This is a genomic window from Streptomyces sp. ISL-87, from assembly GCF_018614095.1.
Classification (GTDB): domain Bacteria; phylum Actinomycetota; class Actinomycetes; order Streptomycetales; family Streptomycetaceae; genus Streptomyces.
Genome location: NZ_JAGGOY010000040.1, coordinates 63,080 through 82,447, shown reverse-complemented (window position 1 = coordinate 82,447; position 19,368 = coordinate 63,080). Strand labels below are relative to the sequence as shown.

The window sequence follows — 19,368 nt, the reverse complement described above, 5'->3', positions numbered from 1 at the left end:
CACGGGCGGGTACGCTGCCTGCTGCCGCAGACGACCGACGAGAGGCACCTGCCCGTGACCGCCTACTTCCCTGCCGCACGGCTGCGCCGGGCCGCGTTCGTGGGTGCCCTGTGCGCCGGCCTCGCGGTCACCGGCACGGGCTGCGGGGCGGACCCCGATCCCGACAAGGGCACCAACGGGGTCGGCAAGCTCTCCGCCGACCAGATCGAGGACAAGGCGCGGGCCGCGGCCACGGCAGCCGACTCGGTGCACCTCTCCGGCACGCTGGTCAGCGGCGGCAAGACCTTCACCCTGGACATGCGGCTGAAGTCGGACGGCGGCTCCGGCGAGGTGAAGTCGCAGGAGGACACCTTCCAGCTGCTGCGGGTGGGCGAGCAGCTGTACCTGAAGGCCAGCGCCGCGTTCTGGGGGAAGTCCGACTCGGCCGGCAAGCTCGGCGACAAGTACGTGAAGGTCCCCGAGGGCGACCCCTCGTACAAGCAGTTCCGCGGGTTCACCGACATGGACGTGCTGCTGGACGGGCTGCTCGGACTGGAGGGCAAGCTCACCAAGGGCGAGACGTACACCAAGGTCGGGCACACCCGCGCGGTCCAGCTCGCGGCGGACGCGGGCAAGGGCGGCAAGCTGTCGGTCTCGCTGGAGGGGACGCCGTACCCGCTGGTCATGGAGCGGGCCGGCGGCGCCGGCCGGGTGGAACTCGGGGAGTGGGGCAAAACCTTCCAGCTGGACCCGCCGGAGCAGGACCAGACCGTCGACTACGGGTCCCAGCTGCCGACGACCAAGGAAGCGGGCAGCGGCGGCTCCTCGGCCGGAACCAAGGGGTCCGGCCAGGGGACCGACCCGAGCAAGGGCTGAGGACGCTCCGACAGGCCCTGGGACGGGCCGAGGCGGGTGCCCTGGCGGGGGTGGCCTGGCGGGCGTGGCCTGGCGGGTGCCCTAGCGGGCGGCCTTCTTCCGCTTCAGCAGCAGCCTCGGCAGGCCCGCCGGGATCGGCTTCCGGGTGATCGCCGGCGACTCCAGCGGCGCCGCGGCCAGCGAACCGCCCGGCAGGTCCGTGCTCGCCGTGGCCGGCTCCAGGCGCAGCAGCCGGCACTCCCGGGCCCAGCGCTCGGTCATCGTCTCCGAGTCGGGCGCGTTCAGCCGCTTGCCCTTGAGCTCGGCGACCGCGGCCTCCCACGGCTCGCTGTGGGGCGCGAGCTCCCGTACCGTCGCCGTCCAGGCCACCAGCCGGCCGCCCTTGTCCTTGCTGCGTACGGTCACCTCGGCGGTCGCGCCGTCGGCCAGCCCCGGGAACGGCTGCTCCCCGGGCCCGTCGCCCAGCACGTGCGCGGCGCCGTCCACCCAGGCGTGCCACAGCGCCCGGTCCGCCCCGGTGCCGCGGACCCAGATGAGGCCGGACTTCTTGGTGGCCTCCTCGACGAGGGCCAGGTCAAGCGTGCTGAGAGTCATGCGGACAGGGTAGGGGGTCCTCCCCGGGTCCTCCCCGTGGGCCTAGGGCGGGTTTTAAAAGTAGCGCCGGGCGCCCGGAGGGCGTGGCCCGCGGCGTCTGGTGCCGTGCATCGCAAGGCGGAGGGGCGCCCGAGTACTGGACGTACTCGGGCGCTCCGACAACGCAGCGAGGTGCGGTACCAGACGCCGCGGGCCAGGCGGGACTTTTAAAACACGCCCTACAGCCAGCCGTGACGGCGCAGCGCCCGGTGGATGGTGAAGCAGATCCCGACGATCGTGCACATCACCATCGGGTAGCCGTAGCGCCACTGGAGCTCCGGCATGTGCTCGAAGTTCATCCCGTAGACCCCGCAGATCATCGTGGGGACGGCGATGATCGCCGCCCAGGAGGTGATCTTGCGCATGTCCTCGTTCTGCGCGACCGTCGCCTGCGCGAGGTTGGCCTGGAGGATCGAGTTCAGCAGCTCGTCGAAGCCGACGACCTGCTCGTGCACCCGCGCCAGGTGGTCGGCGACATCGCGGAAGTACTTCTGGATCCCCGGGTCCACCAGCCTCATCGGGCGCTCGCTCAGCAGCTCCATGGGCCGCAGCAGCGGGGAGACGGCCCGCTTGAACTCCAGCACCTCGCGCTTGAGCTGGTAGATCCGGCCCGCGTCGCCGCCGCGCGTACTGCCCTTGGCGGGGGCGGCGAAGACATCGCTCTCCACCTCGTCGATGTCGTCCTGGACGGCCGCCGCGACCGCGATGTACCCGTCGACGACGTGGTCGGCGATGGAGTGCAGGACGGCCGAGGGCCCCCGGGAGAGCAGCTCGGGGTCGTCCTGCAGGCGGTGGCGCAGGCCCTTGAGGGAGCCCTGGCCGCCGTGCCGGACGGTGATCACGAAGTCGGGGCCTGTGAAGCACATCACCTCGCCGGTCTCCACCACCTCGCTGGTGGCGGTGAGTTCGGCGTGCTCGACGTAGTGGATCGTCTTGAAGACGGTGAAGAGGGTGTCGTCGTAGCGCTCCAACTTCGGCCGCTGGTGCGCGTGCACCGCGTCCTCCACGGCGAGCGGGTGCAGCCCGAAGGTGGCGGCGATCCCCGCGAACTCGTCCTCGGTCGGCTCGTGCAGGCCGATCCACGCGAAGCCGCCGTCCTCGCGGACCCGGCGCATCGCCTCACGGGGCGTCAGGCGGGCGGGCCCCAGGACGCGTCGGCCCTCGCGGTACACGGCGCAGTCGACCACCGCGCTGCTCGCGGAAGGGTCCCGCGTGGTGCCGTAGCCGGGCAGTACGGGGGTGGGCTTGCGCAGCGCCGGACGTACGGCGGCACGCAGGTAGGGCAGCATCGACATCGCAGGCTCCTTCGCACGCGCGGCTGCGGACCGCACGGGTGGGAGACCCTCCGTCACCGCGGGCGGGCAGGCACGCGCAGAGGAAGGGAACAGGACGGGAGGACAGAGTTCCGCCGTCGCTCTTCTACTGATCGGAAGATCACAGGGGGCGGGAGTCGCCCGGCATGGAAGTGGAAGAGCGATTGGTACTGCACGATCGACTTCGATCCATCGCAGCCCCACCTCCTCCGGCCGGTCCCCCGTAGGGGACGTCCTGTCGTCCAGGGCCTTGAAACAACGCTTCTGCGTGCGGACCCGAACCAGCTGTCAACACTATCAGCCGACGGGTGGTCAAGACCCCGCCTTTACCCGGGGGATACGAGTTCTATGCTCACTTCATGGCAGAAATTCTGGCCCTTGTGGAGGCCCGGCTGCGGACCGCGTTCGGCGAACCCGACGCCCGCGCCGCCGTCACCTTCCTCGGCACCGATCGCATCGAGGTACTCCGCTTCTCCGAGGGGGGCCTCGTGCGGTACGCGACCCTCGGGATGTCCGCGCACCCCATGACCGACCCGACCGCCGTGGTCGCCGACCCGGTGCGCGGCCCGCGCGCCGAGCTGGTGCTGACCGTACGGGGAGGCCTGGCACCCACCGACAAGCTGCTCCGCCCGCTCGCGGTGCTGGCCGCGAGCCCACAGGTGGAGGGGCTGATCGTGGCCCCGGGGGCGTCGCTGGACGTGGGCGAACCGTTGTGGGACGGGGCGCCGTTCAGCTCGGTGCTGGTGGCGGAGCCGGGCGGGCTGGTGGAGGACCTGGAGCTCGACGACCCCATGGACCCGGTGCAGTTCCTCCCCCTCCTCCCGATGACGGCGAACGAGGCGGCGTGGAAGCGGGTGCACGGCGCGGCCGCCCTCCAGGAACGCTGGCTCGCGCGCGGCACGGATCTGCGGGACCCTCTGCGTACGGCCGTTGCGCTGGACTGACCGCCCGGACGGGTGATCGCGTCTTGACGGGGCGCGCGGCGGGGAGGAGCGTGGCTTCTTATGAGGGGCGAACCAAGTTGCCCGAAGTGCGGTGGCCGGGTCAGGGCGCCCGGTCTTTTCTCCGACTCCTGGCAGTGCGCGGTGCATGGCGCGGTGTACCCCCTGCAGCCCGTGATCCCGCCGAGCGTCGAGGGCCTGAGCGTGGTGGTGCACCGGGCACAGGTGCCGGTGTGGATGCCGTGGCCGCTGCCGGTGGGATGGCTGTTCACCGGAATCGCCTCGGCCGGTGACGACCGCAGTGGCGGCCGGGCCACGGCCGTGGCCTGCTCGGGCCCCGGGCCGCTGGGCGGCATCGGGGAGCTGCTCCTGATCGCGGAGGAGCTGGGCGTCGGCCTGGGCGCGCGGTTCGCGGGGATGGACGGCCCCGACCCGGGCCCCTCCCTGAACGTCTCGGCCCCGCCCCACGCCAAGGTCGTGGCGGCGGGCCGTCCCACCCCGCTGTGGCACGTCTCCGACGCCCCGGACGACCGCGCCGTCTTCGCCGGCGAGGCGTGCGGGCTGTGGCTCTGGGCGATCGTCTGGCCGGAGCAGTCGGGGCTCCTCATGTACGACGAACTCGTCCTGACCGACCTGCGCGACGCGGGCGCGGAAGTCGAACTCCTCCCCTGCGGAGCGCTGAGCCCCCGGATCCTGGGCCCGTCCTGACCGCCGGGCGCCGTCCCCGGGCCCGCGGCCGGACCCCACCCCTCCACCGCCCGGCCAGGGCGTCGGCACAGGTACCCTGGAGTGTCCCCCGTACGTACGTAGAACCATGGAGCCGGCTGTGCGCATCGATCTGCACGCCCACTCCACGGCATCCGACGGCACCGACACCCCCGCCGAGCTGGTCCGCAACGCGGCCGCCGCCGGGCTGGACGTGGTCGCGCTGACCGATCACGACACCGTCGGGGGATACGCCGAGGCCATCGCCGCCGTTCCGGCGGGCCTCACGCTCGTCACCGGCGCGGAGCTCAGCTGCCGGCTCGACGGGGTCGGGGTGCACATGCTCGCGTACCTCTTCGATCCCGAGGAGCCCGAGCTCGCCCGTGAGCGGGAGCTGGTCCGCGACGACCGCACCCCGCGCGCGCAGGCCATGATCGGCAAGTTGCGGGCCCTCGGCGTGGACGTCACCTGGGAGCAGGTCGCCCGGATCGCCGGGGACGGTTCCGTCGGGCGGCCGCACATCGCCACCGCCATGGTGGAGCTGGGTGTCGTACCGACCGTCTCCGACGCGTTCACGCCCGACTGGCTCGCCGACGGCGGCCGCGCCTACGCCGAGAAGCACGAGCTCGACCCCTTCGACGCCATCCGCCTGGTCAAGGCGGCCGGCGGGGTCACCGTCTTCGCGCACCCCGCCGCCGTCAAGCGCGGCCAGGTCGTCCCCGAGTCCGCCATAGCCGAGCTCGCGGCCGCCGGTCTGGACGGCATCGAGGTGGACCACATGGACCACGACACCGACACCCGCGCCCGGCTGCGCGGACTGGCCGCGGACCTCGGACTGCTGACGACCGGGTCCAGCGACTACCACGGCGAGCGCAAGACCTGCCGTCTCGGGGAGTACACGACGGACCCCGAGATCTACGGCGAGATCACGCGCCGTGCCACCGGGGCCTTCCCCGTGCCCGGCGCCGGTGGACGGCGCAACGAGGCTTAGTTCCTCGGCCGCTCCACGCCCTTTTTTGCTTCACCCCTCTCTCCTGCAAGGCATCACTGTGTTTGATTTCGCCGTCTTCGGATCCCTTTTTCTCACGCTTTTTGTGATTATGGACCCGCCGGGCATTACCCCGATCTTTCTCGCGCTGACCTCGGGCCGGCCCGCCAAGGTCCAGCGCCGGATGGCCTGGCAGGCCGTCTGCGTGGCCTTCGGCGTCATCGCCGTCTTCGGTATCTGCGGCCAGCAGATCCTCGACTACCTGCATGTCTCCGTTCCGGCGCTGATGATCGCCGGTGGTCTGCTGCTCCTGCTCATCGCGCTCGACCTGCTAACCGGCAAGACCGACGAGCCGAAGCAGACCAAGGACGTGAACGTCGCCCTCGTCCCGCTGGGCATGCCCCTGCTGGCCGGGCCCGGTGCGATCGTCTCCGTCATCCTGGCCGTGCAGAAGGCCGACGGGTTCGGCGGCCAGCTCTCGGTCTGGGCCGCGATCGCCGCCATGCACGTGGTGCTGTGGCTGACCATGCGCTACTCGCTGGTGATCATCCGGATCATCAAGGACGGCGGTGTCGTCCTCGTGACGCGGCTGGCCGGCATGATGCTCTCCGCGATCGCCGTCCAGCAGATCATCAACGGCGTGCTCCAGGTCGTACGGGGCGCCTGACCGGCCCCGGCCGCACCCCGCACCCTGCCACGCGCACATGCGAACGCCCCCGCGACCGGTTCGGTCGCGGGGGCGTCGACGTGTGTACGACGGGCGTCGGCGTCAGCAGGACGCCGTCTCGGCCGGTCGGATCAGAATGCGCTGGCCGATGGCGGCCGCTTGCTGCACGATCCGGTTGACGGAGGCCACGTCCACGACGGTGGTGTCCACGGCGTTTCCGTCGACGTCGTCCAGGCGCAGAATCTCGAAGCGCACGGGGCTTCTCCCTTCGTCGGTGTTCTCCTTGCAGAGGGTTCAACGAAGTGTATGGAGCAAACATTCCCTACGCTAAGGAAATTTTTTCACTCGCTAAGGACTAGCGGGGGTGGGCGCCCCAGAACGTGGCCAGTGCACCCGACGTGACCTGCGGGTTCTCCGCGTTGGGCGAGTGCTCGGCGCCCGGGACGATCACACGCTCGGCCGACAGGCGGCGGGCCATGTCGTCCATCAGCGGGATCGGCCACGCGTAGTCGGCGCTTCCGGACAGGACCAGCTTCGGGAGGCCCACCGCGGCCAGCTCCTCGACCCGGTCGGGCTCGGAGATCAGGATGCGGCCCGTGGCGATCAGCTGCTCCGGCACCGTCCCCAGCCAGCGCGCGCGCAGGAACTCCGTCAGCGCGGCCGAGTCGGGGGTGGCGTCCACCGGATCCTGGGCCCGCATCGCCGCCCAGATCGTCGGCATGTCGCCCTGGAGCTCCTCCAGGGCCGCGACCAGCAGTTTCGTACGGGCCTGCTGCTCCTCTGAGATCGCCGCCGGACCACTGCTCATCAGGGTCAGGGTGGCGAAGGGGCCGGCGTCGCGCAGCACGGCCGCGCGGGAGATCAGGCCGCCCAGGGAGTGGCCCACCAGGTGGACCGGGCCCGCACCGAGTGCCTTCGCCTGGGCGAGGAGATCCAGGGCCAGTTCCTCCAGCGCGTACGCGGACTCCTCGCGCGGGCCGGGGCTCTGGTACTGGCCGCGCCCGTCGACCGCGACCACCCGGTAGCCGGCGCCGGCCAGGGGCTCCAGCAGGGCGATGAAGTCCTCCTTGCTGCCCGTGAAGCCCGGGACCAGCAGGGCGGTGCCACGCGACGGCTCACCGGCCTCGTGCACGGCGAACTCGCCCCGTGCGGTGGTGAGGCGGTACGCGCGGGCGTCGGACGGCAGGGTGAGGCGCGGCGGCTTGCTCATGCCCCGAGGTTACCGGCCCGTAGGCCCCTTCCGCCCGGGCACGAGGATGGCCCCGGCCCCCTGGGAAGGGGATCGGGGCCATCGGTGCGGAGCGGGAGGCTTACGCCTCCGGGGCCTCCGCGACAGCCTTGCGGGTCCGGGTGCGCTTCGGCTTGACCGGCGCCTCCTCGGCGACGGGGGCAACCGCGGCGGCCTTGCGGGTCCGCGTGCGCTTCGGCTTGGCGGGGGCCTCCTCGGCCACCGCGGCGGCCTCGGCTACGACCTCGGCGGCCGGCGCGGCCACGGCGGCCTTGCGGGTCCGCGTGCGCTTCGGCTTGGCGGGGGCCTCCTCGGCCACCGCGGCGGCCTCGGCTACGACCTCGGCGGCCGGCGCGGCCACGGCGGCCTTGCGGGTCCGCGTGCGCTCCGGCTTGACCGGCTCGACCGGCGGGGCCATCTGGAAGTCCGGCTCCGGGGCGGTCTCCGCGACCTTGCGGACACGGGGGCGCCGGACGGTCTTGACCGGTTCCACGGCCGGGGCCATCTGGAAGTCGGGCTCGGAGAACGCCGGCGCCTCGGCGACCGGAGCCACCTGCGCCACGACAGCGGCCTCGACGGGGGCGGCGGCCTCGACCACGGCGGCCGGAGCCGACGCGCGGGTCCGGCGACGACGCGGCCTGCGCGGCTCGTCGGCGTCAGGAGCCTCGGGCGTCTGCGCCACGGGGGTCACGGCGGCTTCGGTCACGGCAGCCTCGGCGCCCAGGTCCGCACCACCACGGGTACGGCGGCGCTGACGCGGCGTACGGGTACGGGCCGGACGGTCCTCGACCACCGCGGCTGCGGCGGCCGGAGCCCCGCGACCGCCACGGCCACCGCGGCCGCCGGTCTCGCCCAGGTCCTCGAGGTCCTCGGCCTTCAAACCGGCCCGCGTGCGCTCGGCGCGCGGCAGGACGCCCTTGGTGCCGGCCGGGATGTTCATCTCCTCGAACAGGTGCGGAGACGTGGAGTAGGTCTCGACCGGGTCGTGGAAGTCCAGCTCCAGCGCCTTGTTGATCAGCTGCCAGCGCGGGATGTCGTCCCAGTCGACCAGGGTGACGGCGATGCCCTTGTTGCCCGCGCGGCCGGTGCGGCCCACGCGGTGCAGGAAGGTCTTCTCGTCTTCCGGCGTCTGGTAGTTGATGACGTGGGTGACACCCTCGACATCGATACCGCGCGCGGCGACGTCGGTGCAGACCAGCACGTCGACCTTGCCGTTGCGGAACGCGCGCAGCGCCTGCTCGCGCGCACCCTGGCCCAGGTCGCCGTGGACGGCGCCGGACGCGAAGCCGCGCTTCTCCAGCTGCTCGGCGATGTCGGCCGCCGTGCGCTTGGTGCGGCAGAAGATCATGGCGAGGCCACGGCCCTCGGCCTGGAGGATGCGGGAGACGAGCTCCGGCTTGTCCATGTTGTGCGCACGGAAGACGTGCTGCTTGATGTTGGCGACGGTCACGCCCTCGCCCTCAGGCGAGGTGGCGCGGATGTGCGTCGGCTGCGTCATGTACCGGCGGGCCAGGCCGATGACCGCGCCCGGCATGGTCGCCGAGAACAGCATGGTCTGACGCTTCGGCGGCAGGTAGTTGATGATCTTCTCGACGTCGGGCAGGAAGCCCAGGTCGAGCATCTCGTCGGCCTCGTCCAGGACCAGGGCCCGGACGTGCGACAGGTCGAGCTTCTTCTGACCGGCCAGGTCGAGCAGGCGGCCCGGGGTGCCGACGATGATGTCGACGCCCTTCTTGAGCGCCTCGACCTGGGGCTCGTACGCGCGGCCGCCGTATATGGCGAGGACGCGGACGTTGCGGACCTTGCCCGCGGTCAGAAGGTCGTTGGTGACCTGGGTGCACAGCTCGCGGGTCGGAACCACCACGAGGGCCTGCGGGGCGTCGGTCAGCTGCTCGGGCTTTGCCCGGCCCGCCTCGACGTCCGCGGGGACGGTGACCCGCTCCAGCAGCGGAAGGCCGAAACCGAGCGTCTTGCCGGTTCCGGTCTTGGCCTGGCCGATGACGTCCGTGCCGGAGAGGGCGACGGGGAGGGTCATCTCCTGGATCGGGAAGGGGGACACAATGCCGACGGCCTCAAGGGCTTCGGCCGTCTCGGGAAGGATCCCGAGGTCTCGGAACGTAGTCAGGGTGCTGCCTCTTCTGTGAGACGCGGCGCGAGGCGGCGATGGGGGTCGTACCGTGCCGGGCTTGCAGTACTGCGCCCACCCACGTTCGGGCGAGCCGTGCAAAGCTGCGCGGGACCACTAGCCTTCGCTCAAGCGCATCTGCCGCTGAGGGGGCCCCTCGTGGGAGGCGGTACGCATGAACGTACGCATCACACCGAGGGCGGTCGGGTTGGAGCCGATCGGGCCACCGACCGGGCATCCTCATTCGGATGGCCCGCCGAGTATTCGGCAGGCGCATTACCACTGTACCCCGGATTCGCGCAGGCGTGTTGGGTGAATTCACCTGGTAGTCGCGTTTACGTGGACTCGCAGCGACTGGACGCGGTGCCTTGCGGCCCCTTTGGGGAAGCTATTGTGCGGAGCATGTCGACCGTTGAAAACGCATCGCCCGCCGACGACGGCGCCCCCTCCGAGGCGCTCGGTATCGCCGCCCAGGACTGGGCGACCGCCTCCGCGTCGCCGCAGTACCGCGCCGCCGTCGTGGACCTTCTCGGCGCGCTGGCGTACGGAGAGCTCGCGGCCTTCGAGCGCCTCGCGGAGGACGCGAAACTCGCGCCCTCCCTTGACGACAAGGCGGCGCTCGCGAAGATGGCCTCCGCCGAGTTCCACCACTTCGAGCGGCTGCGCGACCAGCTCGCGGCGATCGACGCCGAGCCCACCGCCGCGATGGAGCCCTTCGCCAAGGGCGTGGACGACTTCCACCGCCAGACCGCGCCGTCGGACTGGCTGGAGGGCCTGGTCAAGGCCTATGTCGGTGACTCGATCGCCAGCGACTTCTACCGCGAGGTGGCCAGCCACCTCGACACCGACACCCGCGCGCTCGTGCTCGGCGTGCTCGACGACACCGGTCACGGCAACTTCGCCGTCGAGAAGGTGCGCGCCGCGATCGAGGCCGACCCGCGCTGCGGCGGCCGGCTCGCGCTGTGGGCCCGCCGGCTGATGGGCGAGGCGCTCTCGCAGGCGCAGCGCGTGGTCGCCGAGCGCGACGCGCTGTCCACCATGCTGGTTGGCGGCGTCGACGGGATGGCGGCCGGCTTCGACCTGGCGGCCGTCGGCGAGATGTTCACCCGCATCACCAAGGCGCACACCAAGCGGATGGCCGCTCTCGGCCTGGCGGCGTAATACGCCCCACCGCACGCACCACGACGGCCCCGGCACGGGATCACTCCGTGCCGGGGCCGTCGTGCGTACGAGATGTTTCAGCGGTCACGGGGTCGGTCACCCCCGCGACGGGAGCGAAAACGGAGCCCGCTGAGGAGACCTCCCGGACCGCGTCGCGGGCCGCAGCAGGAGCGAGAGCACGACCGCCGACACCAGGACCCCGCCGAGGAAGACGGCGGGCAGGTTGTTGTGCCCAGGGCCGAGCGCGGTGTGCGTGAGATACGCGCCGAAGAGCGCTCCCAGTACCCCGCTGACCAGCACGATCCGGGGAGACGGCAGCCGCTTCGCGAGCACGCGCACGGCCGCCCCGGACAGGGCGAGGCCCAGCAGAGCCGAGCCGAGCGCTTCGATCAGCAGCATGGAGGTCCCTCCCACAGGTCAGGGCAACCGGTTTCAGTGCGCTCCTACCCGAAGCGGAAGAAAGGGAAACGGCCCGGTGGAATCAACCACCGGGCCGTTTCGCTTGGTTCCGGGTGCTCAGAGCGCCCCGAAGCCGACCTTGCGCACGCTGGGCTCGCCCAGGTCGACGTACGAGAGGCGGTCGGACGGCACCAGGACCTTGCGGCCCTTGACGTCGGTCAGGCTCAGCAGCGGCGCCGTGCCGGACAGCGCCGCGGTGACGATGCGCTCCAGCTCCTCAGCGCCCAGGTCGCTCTCCAGCACGATCTCCCGGGGTGCGTGCTGCACGCCGATCTTGACCTCCACGGCTTTGTCCCTCCGACGGTCCGGTTCGCGCGATCAGCCGCGCCATACCCAGTCCACATTAGCCCGGTGAGGGGACACGAATGCCGCGCGGCGGACACGCTGGCAGCGAACAGCGGCGGCCGGACCGGTCGGCTCGGACCGGTCAGCCCGGACCGGTCAGGCTGGGACCGGTCAGCCCTGACCGGCTTCCGTGCCGTGCAGCGGGAATCCCGCGATACCGCGCCAGGCGAGCGAGGTCAGCAGGCCGACCGCCGTGTCCCGGGCGACCGGGCTCTCGCTCGACAGCCAGTACCTCGCCACGACCTGCGAGACCCCGCCCAGGCCCACGGCCAGCAGCATCGACTCGTCCTTCGACAGGCCGGTGTCCTCGGCGATGACGTCGGAGATGGCCTCGGCGCACTGGAGCGAGACCCGGTCGACGCGCTCGCGCACGGCGGGCTCGTTCGTCAGGTCGGACTCGAAGACCAGGCGGAACGCGCCGCCCTCGTCCTCGACGTAGGCGAAATAGGCGTCCATCGTCGCGGCCACGCGCAGCTTGTTGTCGGTGGTCGACGCGAGCGCCGTACGCACCGCCAGCAGCAGCGCCTCGCAGTGCTGGTCCAGCAGCGCCAGGTAGAGGTCGAGCTTGCCGGGGAAGTGCTGGTAGAGCACCGGCTTGCTGACTCCGGCCCGCTCGGCGATGTCGTCCATGGCCGCCGCGTGGTAGCCCTGCGCGACGAAAACCTCCTGGGCCGCGCCCAGGAGCTGGTTGCGTCGCGCGCGGCGCGGCAGTCGCGTGCCCCGGGGACGCGCTGCCTCCGTCTGCTCGATGGCTGTCACGCCGCCTCCCACTTTCTCTAAGAACACAGTGCGCTCTGCGCCGCGCCGCCATCGTACTTTTCGGTAACCGAATCTGGAGGGTTCAAGCCGAGTTTTCTCGCGGTACGGACCCGCCGGACGCGCTGGTCAGCGGTAGTCGTCCTCGTCCAGAGGCACCACACGAGCCTGCTCGAAGGCGTCCCCATCGGCGGCCTCGCTCTCTTCCAGCGCGGTGAGCGGGTCGTCCTCGCGCGGCTGAAGCTCCTTGTGCTGCTCCGCGGCATCCGCCTCGGGCGTCTCCTCGTCGAGCGGCTCCGGGAGCTGCCCCTGGAAGGTGTCCGGTTCCGCAGGGTCGACAGTCATGCCGCTCCCCTCGCCTTCTACGCCGCCTTCTCGCGAGCACAGCCGTACTCACTACGAGCCTAGGAGGATCGCGGTATCGACGCCAGGCAGGCCTGTGACCGCGAACACAAGGGGCCCGGCGTGATCGTCTCGTAACATTGGCCCCATGTCTTCGACCGAGCTGCCGGGTGTACGGTCCACCGCCGAGCTGTCTTCCCAGGTGGAAGCCGTCCGGGTGGCCGAAGGGGAGCAGCTGCGCACCGTCGCGCTGCCCGGGCTGGAACTGAATCTCCGGGTGCGCCCCCCGGCGAGGGACGGTTTGCCGCCCGCTTTGTTCGTCCACGGGCTGGGCGGTTCCTCGCAGAACTGGTCCGACCTCATGGCCCAGCTGGCCGACAGCGTCGACGGCGAGGCCCTGGACATGCCCGGCTTCGGCTGGTCCCCGCCACCCGGCGACCGGGACTACTCCGTCACCGGACTCGCCCGGGTCGTCATCCGGCACCTCGACGCCGCCGGGCGCGGGCCGGTGCACCTGGTCGGCAACTCCTTGGGCGGGGCGGTCTCCACCCGGGTCGCGGCCGTCCGGCCCGACCTGGTGCGCACGCTGACGCTGGTCTCGCCCGCGCTGCCGGAGCTGCGCGTGCAGAAGTCGGCCGTCCCGACGGCGCTGCTGGCGGTGCCGGGCATGGCCGGGCTGTTCGGCCGGCTGACCCGCGACCTCACCGCCGAGCAGCGCACGCGCGGGGTGATGGGCCTCTGTTACGGAGACCCTTCGCGGGTGAGCCCGGAGGGCTTCCGCAACGCCGTCGACGAGATGGAACGGCGGATGGGCCTGCCGTACTTCTGGGAGGCGATGACCCGCTCCTCGCGCGGGATCGTCGACGCGTACACCCTGGGCGGGCAGCACGGCCTGTGGCGGCAGGCACAGAGGGTGCTCGCACCGACCCTGCTGGTCTACGGTGGCCGGGACCAACTGGTCTCGTACCGTATGGCGCGCAAGGCCGCGGCGGCCTTCCGGGGCTCGCGGCTGCTGAGCCTTCCCGAGGCCGGGCACGTGGCGATGATGGAGTACCCCGAGGTGGTCGCGGCCGCCTTCCGGGAGTTGCTGCACGAGACCGGCGCCCACACGGGCGTCGGTGACCGGGACACCGAAGACGAAGACGGCAGAGGCTGAGGACCGTGGGACGACATAGTCGCAAGGAGCCCGCCCCTGGTCCTGCCCGTCCGGCGCCGGTGGAGTCCGGCCCGTACGAGGCACATGACACGTATGAGGCGCCCGGCACGTATGAGGCGTACGAGGCGTACCAGCCCTACGACGCGTACGGGGCCCAGCAGTCCTCCCAGCAGTACCAGCCCTACCAGGCCTACGGGACGAACGCGGGCCACCCGGCCCACGGGGGCTACTACGAGACGCACGAGGCTTACGAGGACCACCAGGCCTACGACCGCTGCGCCTCAGGCGTCGATCCCACCGTCACGCACCAGGGATACGTGCCCCAGGCCGCCCCGCCCCAGCCGGACACGCGGGCCGCAGGGCACCCCGAGCTGCGCGAGCGGGGCGGTGCATGGGGAGCCGCCCCGGCCTTCGCCACCCCCGCGGCCGGCTTCCCGCAGGTCACCATCCCGGCGCCGCGCCTGCCCGAGCCCGGGCCCGGGACCGACCCGTTCACCTCCACCGGCTCGCACCGCCGGGTGCCGGGCCCCCGCAAGCCCGTCGCCCCCGTCGCCCCCGTCGCCCCCGCCGCCCCCGTCGAGGAAGAGCAGCAGCAGCAGCAGGATCCCGGCGCTCCGCGCAGCCGCAAGGGCCGCGCCTACGCGGGTATGGCCGCCGCGGCCGTCACCACCGTGCTCGCCGTCGTCATCGCGGGGCAGATGACCTCGCAGGGCGAAACCCGCAAGACCACCCTGCGCGCCGACGACGACAGCCCGAACCGCGCCCTGCCCGGCCAGTCCGCGGCCTCCCGCTCCGACGGCCGCTCCGGGGTGCCCGACGTGGCGGCGCCCTCCCCGTCCGCCGCGCCGGAACTCACGTACGACCAGAAGATGGCCCATCAGCTCCCGATCGACGAGAAGCTGAAGGGGCCGGGGACCTTCGACACCGTGCCAGGAGTGGCGCCGGCGCCCGGCAAGGGCAAGAAGATCCGCTACCGGGTCGATGTCGAACAGGGCCTCGGCCTGGACCCGCAGCTGTTCGCCGAGGCCATCCACCGCACCCTCAACGACGACCGCAGCTGGGGTCACGGGGGCACGAAGACCTTCGAGCGGGTGCCGGGCGGCGAGGCCGACTTCGTGATCACGCTCGCCAGCCCCGGGACCACCGGCGTCTGGTGCGCCAAGTCCGGCCTGGACACCACCATCGACAACGTCTCCTGCGATTCCGCGTCCACCGACCGCGTGATGATCAACGCGTTCCGCTGGGCGCAGGGCTCGCCGACGTACGGGGCGGACCAGATGTTCGCCTACCGGCAGATGCTCATCAACCACGAAGTCGGACACCGGCTCGGGCACGGGCACGTGAACTGCCAGACGCCGGGCGCGCTCGCGCCGATCATGCAGCAGCAGACGAAATCCCTGGACATCGGCGGAATTCAGTGCAAGCCCAATCCCTGGGTGTTCCCGGGGAGTTGACGGGCCGGCGGGTGAAGAATGACGCGGACTCGCGTTGACAACCTGTCCGCTGATCGGTAATCCATCCCGTCAGCGTCCAATCCGTCAGCACCCGACGCTGACCGCAGATCGCTGCCTGCCGACCGCTGCCCCTCGCGTGGCCTTTCCGCTGTTCTTCTTCCACGCCGAGAGGTCTCCTTCCCATGGTCCGTCAGTCCCGCGTGTACGCGGCCCGGGGCGGGTACGGCCCCCGCGGTCGGGGGGACCGGGTCCGGTGCGGGGGTGGGTGCAGCCCCTGCGGTCGGCGGGACCGGGCCGGGTGCGGGGGTGGGCGCGAAGGGGCCCACGGGTGCGGGGGTCGGCGCGAACGGCCCCACGGGTGCGGGGGTCGGCGCGAACGGCCCCACGGCCAAGGCCGCGGCCACGCCACCCGTCGTCGAAGCCACCTCACTGCGCCGGGAGTTCGGCCGGGGCAAGCGGGCGGTAACGGCCGTCGACGGGGTCTCCCTGACCCTGCGCGCGGGGGAGACCCTCGGCATCGTCGGCGAGTCCGGCAGCGGGAAGAGCACCCTCGGCCGGATGCTCGTCGGCCTGCTGGAGCCGAGCTCCGGGCAGGTCCGGCACGCGGGCGCCGCGGCCGTCGGCATTCCGGCCGGGGTTCAGATGGTGTTCCAGGACCCGGTGTCCTCGCTCAACCCGCGCCGCTCGGTCGGCGAGTCCATCGCCGACCCGCTGCGCGCGGCGGGCGAGCGGGACGGGACCGCGATCCGGGCCCGGGTCGGGGAACTCCTGGTCCGGGTCGGCCTGGAGGCCGGGCACTACGACCGCTACCCGCACGAGTTCAGCGGAGGCCAGCGCCAGCGCGTCGGCATCGCCCGCGCCCTGGCGCCCCGGCCCCGGCTGATCGTCTGCGACGAGCCCGTCTCCGCCCTCGACGTCACCACGCAGGCACAGGTCACCGCCCTGCTGGCGGAACTCCAGCGGGAGCTCGGCATCGCGCTCGTCTTCATCGCGCACGACCTGGCGGTGGTCCGGCAGGTCAGCGACCGGGTCGCGGTGATGCGGGGCGGCCGGATCGTCGAGGAGGGCCCGGTGGACGAGGTCTACGACCGCCCGGCGCACCCGTACACCCGCCAGCTCCTGGCCGCCGTCCCGTCCCTGGACCCGGCCCTGGCCGCCACCCGCCGCTCCACGCGCCAGGAGGCATTCGCGTAGGCCCGCCGCCGGATCCCATTCCACCGGACCTTCGTCGGCCGGACCCATTCCGCCGGACCCGATTCCACTCGCCTGAGCCGGGGCGTGAGGGCCGTAGGCCCTTTCTTAGCGTGCTCGAACGCGAACCGTACGGGAAAGTTACGCCTCTTCACCCCTTCCGGTGGCGCGACGGACAACCGTCCGTCGCGCCTTCCGCATATCCGCTTGAGTTCTCCCGCGGCGGGTCGCCAGACCGACGGCGACCGCCTGAACGGGAGATCGGGGGTGCCACTCGTGCGGATCGGACTGCTCACGGAAGGTGGTTATCCGTATGCGGCGGGAGAAGCGAGGCTGTGGTGCGACCGGCTGGTGCGCGGGCTTCCGCAGCACGAGTTCGAGCTCTACGCGCTGAGCCGCAGCGCCGAGCAGGAGGAGCGCGGCCGGGTGGACCTGCCCGGCCATGTGACCCGGGTGCGGACCGCGCCCCTGTGGGCCCCGGCCGATGACGGGCGGAGTTACTCGCGGCGTGAGCGCCGGCGGTTCGCCGAGTGCTTCAAGGACCTGGTCCGGGGGATCTGCGCGGGCGAGGCCGGGGACTTCGCGGCCGGGCTCTACGGGCTCGCCGAACTCGCGGGGGAACAGGGCGGGCTGTACGCGGCGCTGCGTTCCGAGACCGCGGTGCGGGCCGTGGAGTCGGCCTGCCGGGCCCCGGGCGCGAGTCGCGCCGTACAGGCCGCTCAGGTGCCGGACCTGCTGGACTTCGTGGACGAGCTGGAGCGTGCGCTGCGGCCGCTGTCCCTCGACTGGTACGGGGAGCTCGGCGAGGTCGACGTCTGCCACGCGGCCGCGGGCGGGGTGGCGGCGCTGCCCGGACTGCTGGCCAAACGCTTCTTCGGGGTTCCGCTGCTGGTCACGGAGTACGGGGTCCAGCTCCGCGCCCACTATCTGGAGCACGCCGAGGACACCACCCGGCCCGCCGCACGGGCCCTGCTCGCGGCGTTCCACATCCGGCTCGCCGGGGAGATCTACGCCGAGGCCGACTTCCTGACCCCCGGCAACGCGCACGCCCGCCGCTGGCAGGAGCGCTGCGGGGCCACCCGGGACCGGCTGCGGACGGTGTATCCGGGGATGGAGGCGGACCGATTCGCCACCGTCGGGGAGGCCGCGGACTGCGGGGACCCGGACACGCTGGTGTGGGTCGGCCGGATGGAGCCGGCCAAGGACCTGATCGCGCTGCTGCACGCCTTCGCCGAGGTCCGGAGGGCCGAACCGGGGGCGCGTCTGCGGATCTTCGCCACCGCCGTGGCACCCGGGTACCTCGCCGACTGCCGGTCGCTGGCCGCGCAGCTCTTCCCGGACGAGGCCGCGGACGCGGTCACGGTGGGGGAGAACCCGGTCACCTTCGAGGAGATCGGCGGCCCCGAGGCGCCCTCGCCGGCCGACGCGTACGGCGCGGGGCGGGTGGTCGTGCTGTCCTCCGTGATCGAGGGCTTCCCCATCACCCTGGCCGAGGCCATGTTCTGCGGCCGGGCCACCGTGTCCACGGACGTCGGGGCGGTGTGCGAGGTGATCGGCGGGACCGGGCTGGTGGTGCCGCCGCGCAATCCCCGTGCCCTCGCGGACGCCTGCCTGTCGCTGCTACGGGACCCCGCGCGAGCCCAACGCCTCGGCGCGGCGGCGCGGGCGCGGGCCCTGGAGCTGTTCACGGTCGAGCAGAACGTGGCCGCCTTCCAGGACATCTACCTCCAGCTGCTGGCCCGCGGCTCCGCCAGGCCGGACGGCGAGATCCCCTTCGCGCGACCGCCGGAGGCCCGGGTTCCGGGGCACTGGACCACGCCGACGTGGGCTCCGGTTCCGGGCCCGGGTCCGGCCTCGGGTCTGGTCCCGGCCTCGGGTCCGGCCTCGGGTCTGGTCCGGGGTCTGGTCCCGGCCTCGGGTCTGGTCCCGGCCTCGGGTCCGGCCCCGGCCCTGGCCTCGGGTCCCGCTCCGGCCCCGGCTTCGGTTCCTACCCCGACCCCGGTTCCCACCCCGACTTCGGAGGCCACCGTATGAGCGTCGACGAAGCCGTCCCCGTGACCCCCCGCCGGCGGCCCGGCGGGGACCCCGTCAAGGCGCTGCTGCACCGGCACCGGGAGCTGTGCGAGCGGGCCGTGGATCCGCTGGAGATCGCCGCCGGGCTGGAGGCGCACGGCATCACCGACCGCACCGCCGGCCGGTTCCGGCACCGGGACGTGTTCTCCCTCGCCGAGGAGCTCTACGCCCGGACCCCCCGCGGGGAGGCACCGCCCGGCCCGCCCGCCGGGAGCCCGGCCGACCCCCGGGCGCTGCGCCGCTTCGGGTGCGCCCTGCTCCCCGGGGCCCTCGCCCTCGGCGCGGCCGCCGCCGGGGTGCCGTGGGCCGGGCCGGCGGCGGTGCTCGCCACGGTCGCCGCCCTGGTGTGGCCCGGCCGGAGCACCGGGGGACGGTTCCCCGGGCTCGCCCACCTGCTCTCGGCAGCCGCCGTCGGGTGGGCCGCGTACCGGTTCGGCACCGCCCTGGCCGTCGCCCTCGCCCTGTCCGTGGCCCCGGGCCACCTCGTCGCCGCCGCCTTCGCGGCCCGGGCCCGGCGCAGGCTCGCCGGGAGCCGGGCCCTGGAGGACTTCGCCGCGGGGGCGCGGCCGCTCCTCGTCGGGGCCGTCACGGTGTTCGGCGCGTCCGCCGCGGGGGCGGCCGCGCTCACCGGGGCACCGCTCACCCAGGCCGTACCGCTCGCGGTGCTGCTGTTCCTGACCCGCCTGCTGCTCACCCATGGAGCCCGCGGCGCCCACCGCCGGCCCGCCGCGGCGGCCCTGGCCCTCGCCCTGGGGGTCGCCCTGGCCCCGGCCGCGGTGTCCGCCGCCGCCGCGGGGCTCCTCGTACACGCCGTGTTCGCGCTGTCCCGCGCGTCCGCGCACGCACGCCCCGGAGAAAGCAGCCGCGGGGCCTGACCGCCCCGGCGTCGTCCCTGTCCGCCCGACGACCACTCGACGACCAGGCCCGACGACCACCGCCCGCCCTTCGGAGCCGACGCCGAAGCCCCCGTACCCCT

At 72.7% G+C, this 19,368-nt stretch carries 19 protein-coding genes and 1 pseudogene; 11 read left to right on the top strand and 9 right to left on the bottom strand.

All coding sequences use genetic code 11. The annotated features are described in order from the left end of the window. Positions 1-54: 54 nt before the first annotated feature. Complete coding sequence (locus tag J7I97_RS15525) at positions 55-855, top strand: hypothetical protein (protein WP_214935198.1); 801 nt, start codon at positions 55-57, stop codon at positions 853-855. An 81-nt stretch (positions 856-936) separates the two neighbouring features. Here the strand turns inward: J7I97_RS15525 and J7I97_RS15520 are convergent, their stop codons facing one another. Then, the gene (locus tag J7I97_RS15520) at positions 937-1,449 is read right to left on the bottom strand and encodes a hypothetical protein (RefSeq protein ID WP_214935196.1); all 513 of its coding nucleotides are present in this window, start codon (positions 1,447-1,449) and stop codon (positions 937-939) included. Between the two features lie 218 nt (positions 1,450-1,667). Next, complete coding sequence (locus tag J7I97_RS15515; RefSeq protein WP_214935194.1) at positions 1,668-2,783, bottom strand: magnesium and cobalt transport protein CorA; 1,116 nt, start codon at positions 2,781-2,783, stop codon at positions 1,668-1,670. 377 nt (positions 2,784-3,160) lie between these two features. On the opposite strand from J7I97_RS15515, the gene J7I97_RS15510 reads away from it, so the two are divergent. The 4 genes from J7I97_RS15510 (at position 3,161) to J7I97_RS15495 (ending at position 6,102) form a co-directional block, all read left to right on the top strand. Then, positions 3,161-3,745: a suppressor of fused domain protein gene (locus J7I97_RS15510; RefSeq protein WP_214935192.1), complete on the top strand. Its 585-nt coding sequence runs from the start codon at positions 3,161-3,163 to the stop codon at positions 3,743-3,745. A gap of 60 nt (positions 3,746-3,805) precedes the next feature. Further along, positions 3,806-4,450 (top strand): DUF6758 family protein, encoded by a 645-nt coding sequence (locus J7I97_RS15505; RefSeq protein ID WP_214935189.1) that lies wholly within the window; start codon positions 3,806-3,808, stop codon positions 4,448-4,450. A 118-nt stretch (positions 4,451-4,568) separates the two neighbouring features. Beyond that, a complete protein-coding gene (locus tag J7I97_RS15500; protein ID WP_214935187.1) occupies positions 4,569-5,438 on the top strand; it encodes a PHP domain-containing protein in 870 nt (289 codons plus the stop codon). A 58-nt stretch (positions 5,439-5,496) separates the two neighbouring features. Then, positions 5,497-6,102: a MarC family protein gene (locus tag J7I97_RS15495; RefSeq protein ID WP_214935185.1), complete on the top strand. Its 606-nt coding sequence runs from the start codon at positions 5,497-5,499 to the stop codon at positions 6,100-6,102. Positions 6,103-6,204: 102 nt separating this feature from the next. On the opposite strand, the gene J7I97_RS15490 is transcribed toward J7I97_RS15495, so the two are convergent. From J7I97_RS15490 to J7I97_RS15480, 3 genes are all read right to left on the bottom strand, one after another. Further along, a complete protein-coding gene (locus tag J7I97_RS15490; RefSeq protein ID WP_214935184.1) occupies positions 6,205-6,357 on the bottom strand; it encodes a hypothetical protein in 153 nt (50 codons plus the stop codon). A gap of 100 nt (positions 6,358-6,457) precedes the next feature. Then, entirely contained in the window at positions 6,458-7,312 is an 855-nt protein-coding gene (locus J7I97_RS15485; RefSeq protein ID WP_214935182.1) for an alpha/beta fold hydrolase, read from the bottom strand. A gap of 100 nt (positions 7,313-7,412) precedes the next feature. Further along, the gene (locus J7I97_RS15480; RefSeq protein WP_251058831.1) at positions 7,413-9,365 is read right to left on the bottom strand and encodes a DEAD/DEAH box helicase; all 1,953 of its coding nucleotides are present in this window, start codon (positions 9,363-9,365) and stop codon (positions 7,413-7,415) included. A gap of 492 nt (positions 9,366-9,857) precedes the next feature. Between J7I97_RS15480 and J7I97_RS15475 the strand changes: the two genes are divergently transcribed. Continuing rightward, entirely contained in the window at positions 9,858-10,616 is a 759-nt protein-coding gene (locus tag J7I97_RS15475; RefSeq protein WP_214935180.1) for a ferritin-like fold-containing protein, read from the top strand. 96 nt (positions 10,617-10,712) lie between these two features. On the opposite strand, the gene J7I97_RS15470 is transcribed toward J7I97_RS15475, so the two are convergent. The 4 genes from J7I97_RS15470 to J7I97_RS15455 form a co-directional block, all read right to left on the bottom strand. Further along, entirely contained in the window at positions 10,713-11,015 is a 303-nt protein-coding gene (locus tag J7I97_RS15470; protein ID WP_214935178.1) for a hypothetical protein, read from the bottom strand. 117 nt (positions 11,016-11,132) lie between these two features. Further along, a complete protein-coding gene (locus J7I97_RS15465; protein WP_214935175.1) occupies positions 11,133-11,360 on the bottom strand; it encodes a DUF3107 domain-containing protein in 228 nt (75 codons plus the stop codon). A gap of 171 nt (positions 11,361-11,531) precedes the next feature. After that, a complete protein-coding gene (locus J7I97_RS15460) occupies positions 11,532-12,179 on the bottom strand; it encodes a TetR/AcrR family transcriptional regulator (protein ID WP_214935173.1) in 648 nt (215 codons plus the stop codon). Positions 12,180-12,305: 126 nt separating this feature from the next. After that, positions 12,306-12,521, bottom strand: coding sequence for a hypothetical protein (locus J7I97_RS15455; protein WP_214935171.1), 216 nt, complete (start codon positions 12,519-12,521; stop codon positions 12,306-12,308). A gap of 145 nt (positions 12,522-12,666) precedes the next feature. Here J7I97_RS15455 and J7I97_RS15450 point away from each other — a divergent pair, with 145 nt between their 5' ends. The 5 genes and pseudogenes from J7I97_RS15450 (at position 12,667) to J7I97_RS15430 (ending at position 19,267) form a co-directional block, all read left to right on the top strand. Beyond that, positions 12,667-13,674: an alpha/beta fold hydrolase gene (locus J7I97_RS15450; RefSeq protein ID WP_214935169.1), complete on the top strand. Its 1,008-nt coding sequence runs from the start codon at positions 12,667-12,669 to the stop codon at positions 13,672-13,674. 5 nt (positions 13,675-13,679) lie between these two features. Next, entirely contained in the window at positions 13,680-15,128 is a 1,449-nt protein-coding gene (locus J7I97_RS38525; protein ID WP_308369166.1) for a DUF3152 domain-containing protein, read from the top strand. A gap of 411 nt (positions 15,129-15,539) precedes the next feature. Further along, a pseudogene (locus J7I97_RS39925) lies at positions 15,540-16,322 on the top strand (ATP-binding cassette domain-containing protein); the annotation flags it as partial. Positions 16,323-16,595: 273 nt separating this feature from the next. Then, the gene (locus tag J7I97_RS15435) at positions 16,596-18,353 is read left to right on the top strand and encodes a DUF3492 domain-containing protein (protein WP_214935167.1); all 1,758 of its coding nucleotides are present in this window, start codon (positions 16,596-16,598) and stop codon (positions 18,351-18,353) included. After that, positions 18,350-19,267 (top strand): hypothetical protein, encoded by a 918-nt coding sequence (locus tag J7I97_RS15430; protein ID WP_214935165.1) that lies wholly within the window; start codon positions 18,350-18,352, stop codon positions 19,265-19,267. The genes J7I97_RS15435 and J7I97_RS15430 overlap by 4 nt, the downstream gene beginning before the upstream one ends. Positions 19,268-19,368: the final 101 nt, after the last annotated feature.

Coding starts and splice junctions, on each gene's coding strand:
- J7I97_RS15430 (WP_214935165.1), top strand. CDS start 18,350: ATGAGCGTCGACGAAGCCGTCCCCGTGACCCCCCGCCGGCGGCCCGGC.
- J7I97_RS15470 (WP_214935178.1), bottom strand. CDS start 11,015: ATGCTGCTGATCGAAGCGCTCGGCTCGGCTCTGCTGGGCCTCGCCCTG.
- J7I97_RS15480 (WP_251058831.1), bottom strand. CDS start 9,365: ATGACCCTCCCCGTCGCCCTCTCCGGCACGGACGTCATCGGCCAGGCC.
- J7I97_RS15475 (WP_214935180.1), top strand. CDS start 9,858: ATGTCGACCGTTGAAAACGCATCGCCCGCCGACGACGGCGCCCCCTCC.
- J7I97_RS15485 (WP_214935182.1), bottom strand. CDS start 7,312: ATGAGCAAGCCGCCGCGCCTCACCCTGCCGTCCGACGCCCGCGCGTAC.
- J7I97_RS15455 (WP_214935171.1), bottom strand. CDS start 12,521: ATGACTGTCGACCCTGCGGAACCGGACACCTTCCAGGGGCAGCTCCCG.
- J7I97_RS15450 (WP_214935169.1), top strand. CDS start 12,667: ATGTCTTCGACCGAGCTGCCGGGTGTACGGTCCACCGCCGAGCTGTCT.
- J7I97_RS15520 (WP_214935196.1), bottom strand. CDS start 1,449: ATGACTCTCAGCACGCTTGACCTGGCCCTCGTCGAGGAGGCCACCAAG.
- J7I97_RS15515 (WP_214935194.1), bottom strand. CDS start 2,783: ATGTCGATGCTGCCCTACCTGCGTGCCGCCGTACGTCCGGCGCTGCGC.
- J7I97_RS15510 (WP_214935192.1), top strand. CDS start 3,161: ATGGCAGAAATTCTGGCCCTTGTGGAGGCCCGGCTGCGGACCGCGTTC.
- J7I97_RS15505 (WP_214935189.1), top strand. CDS start 3,806: ATGAGGGGCGAACCAAGTTGCCCGAAGTGCGGTGGCCGGGTCAGGGCG.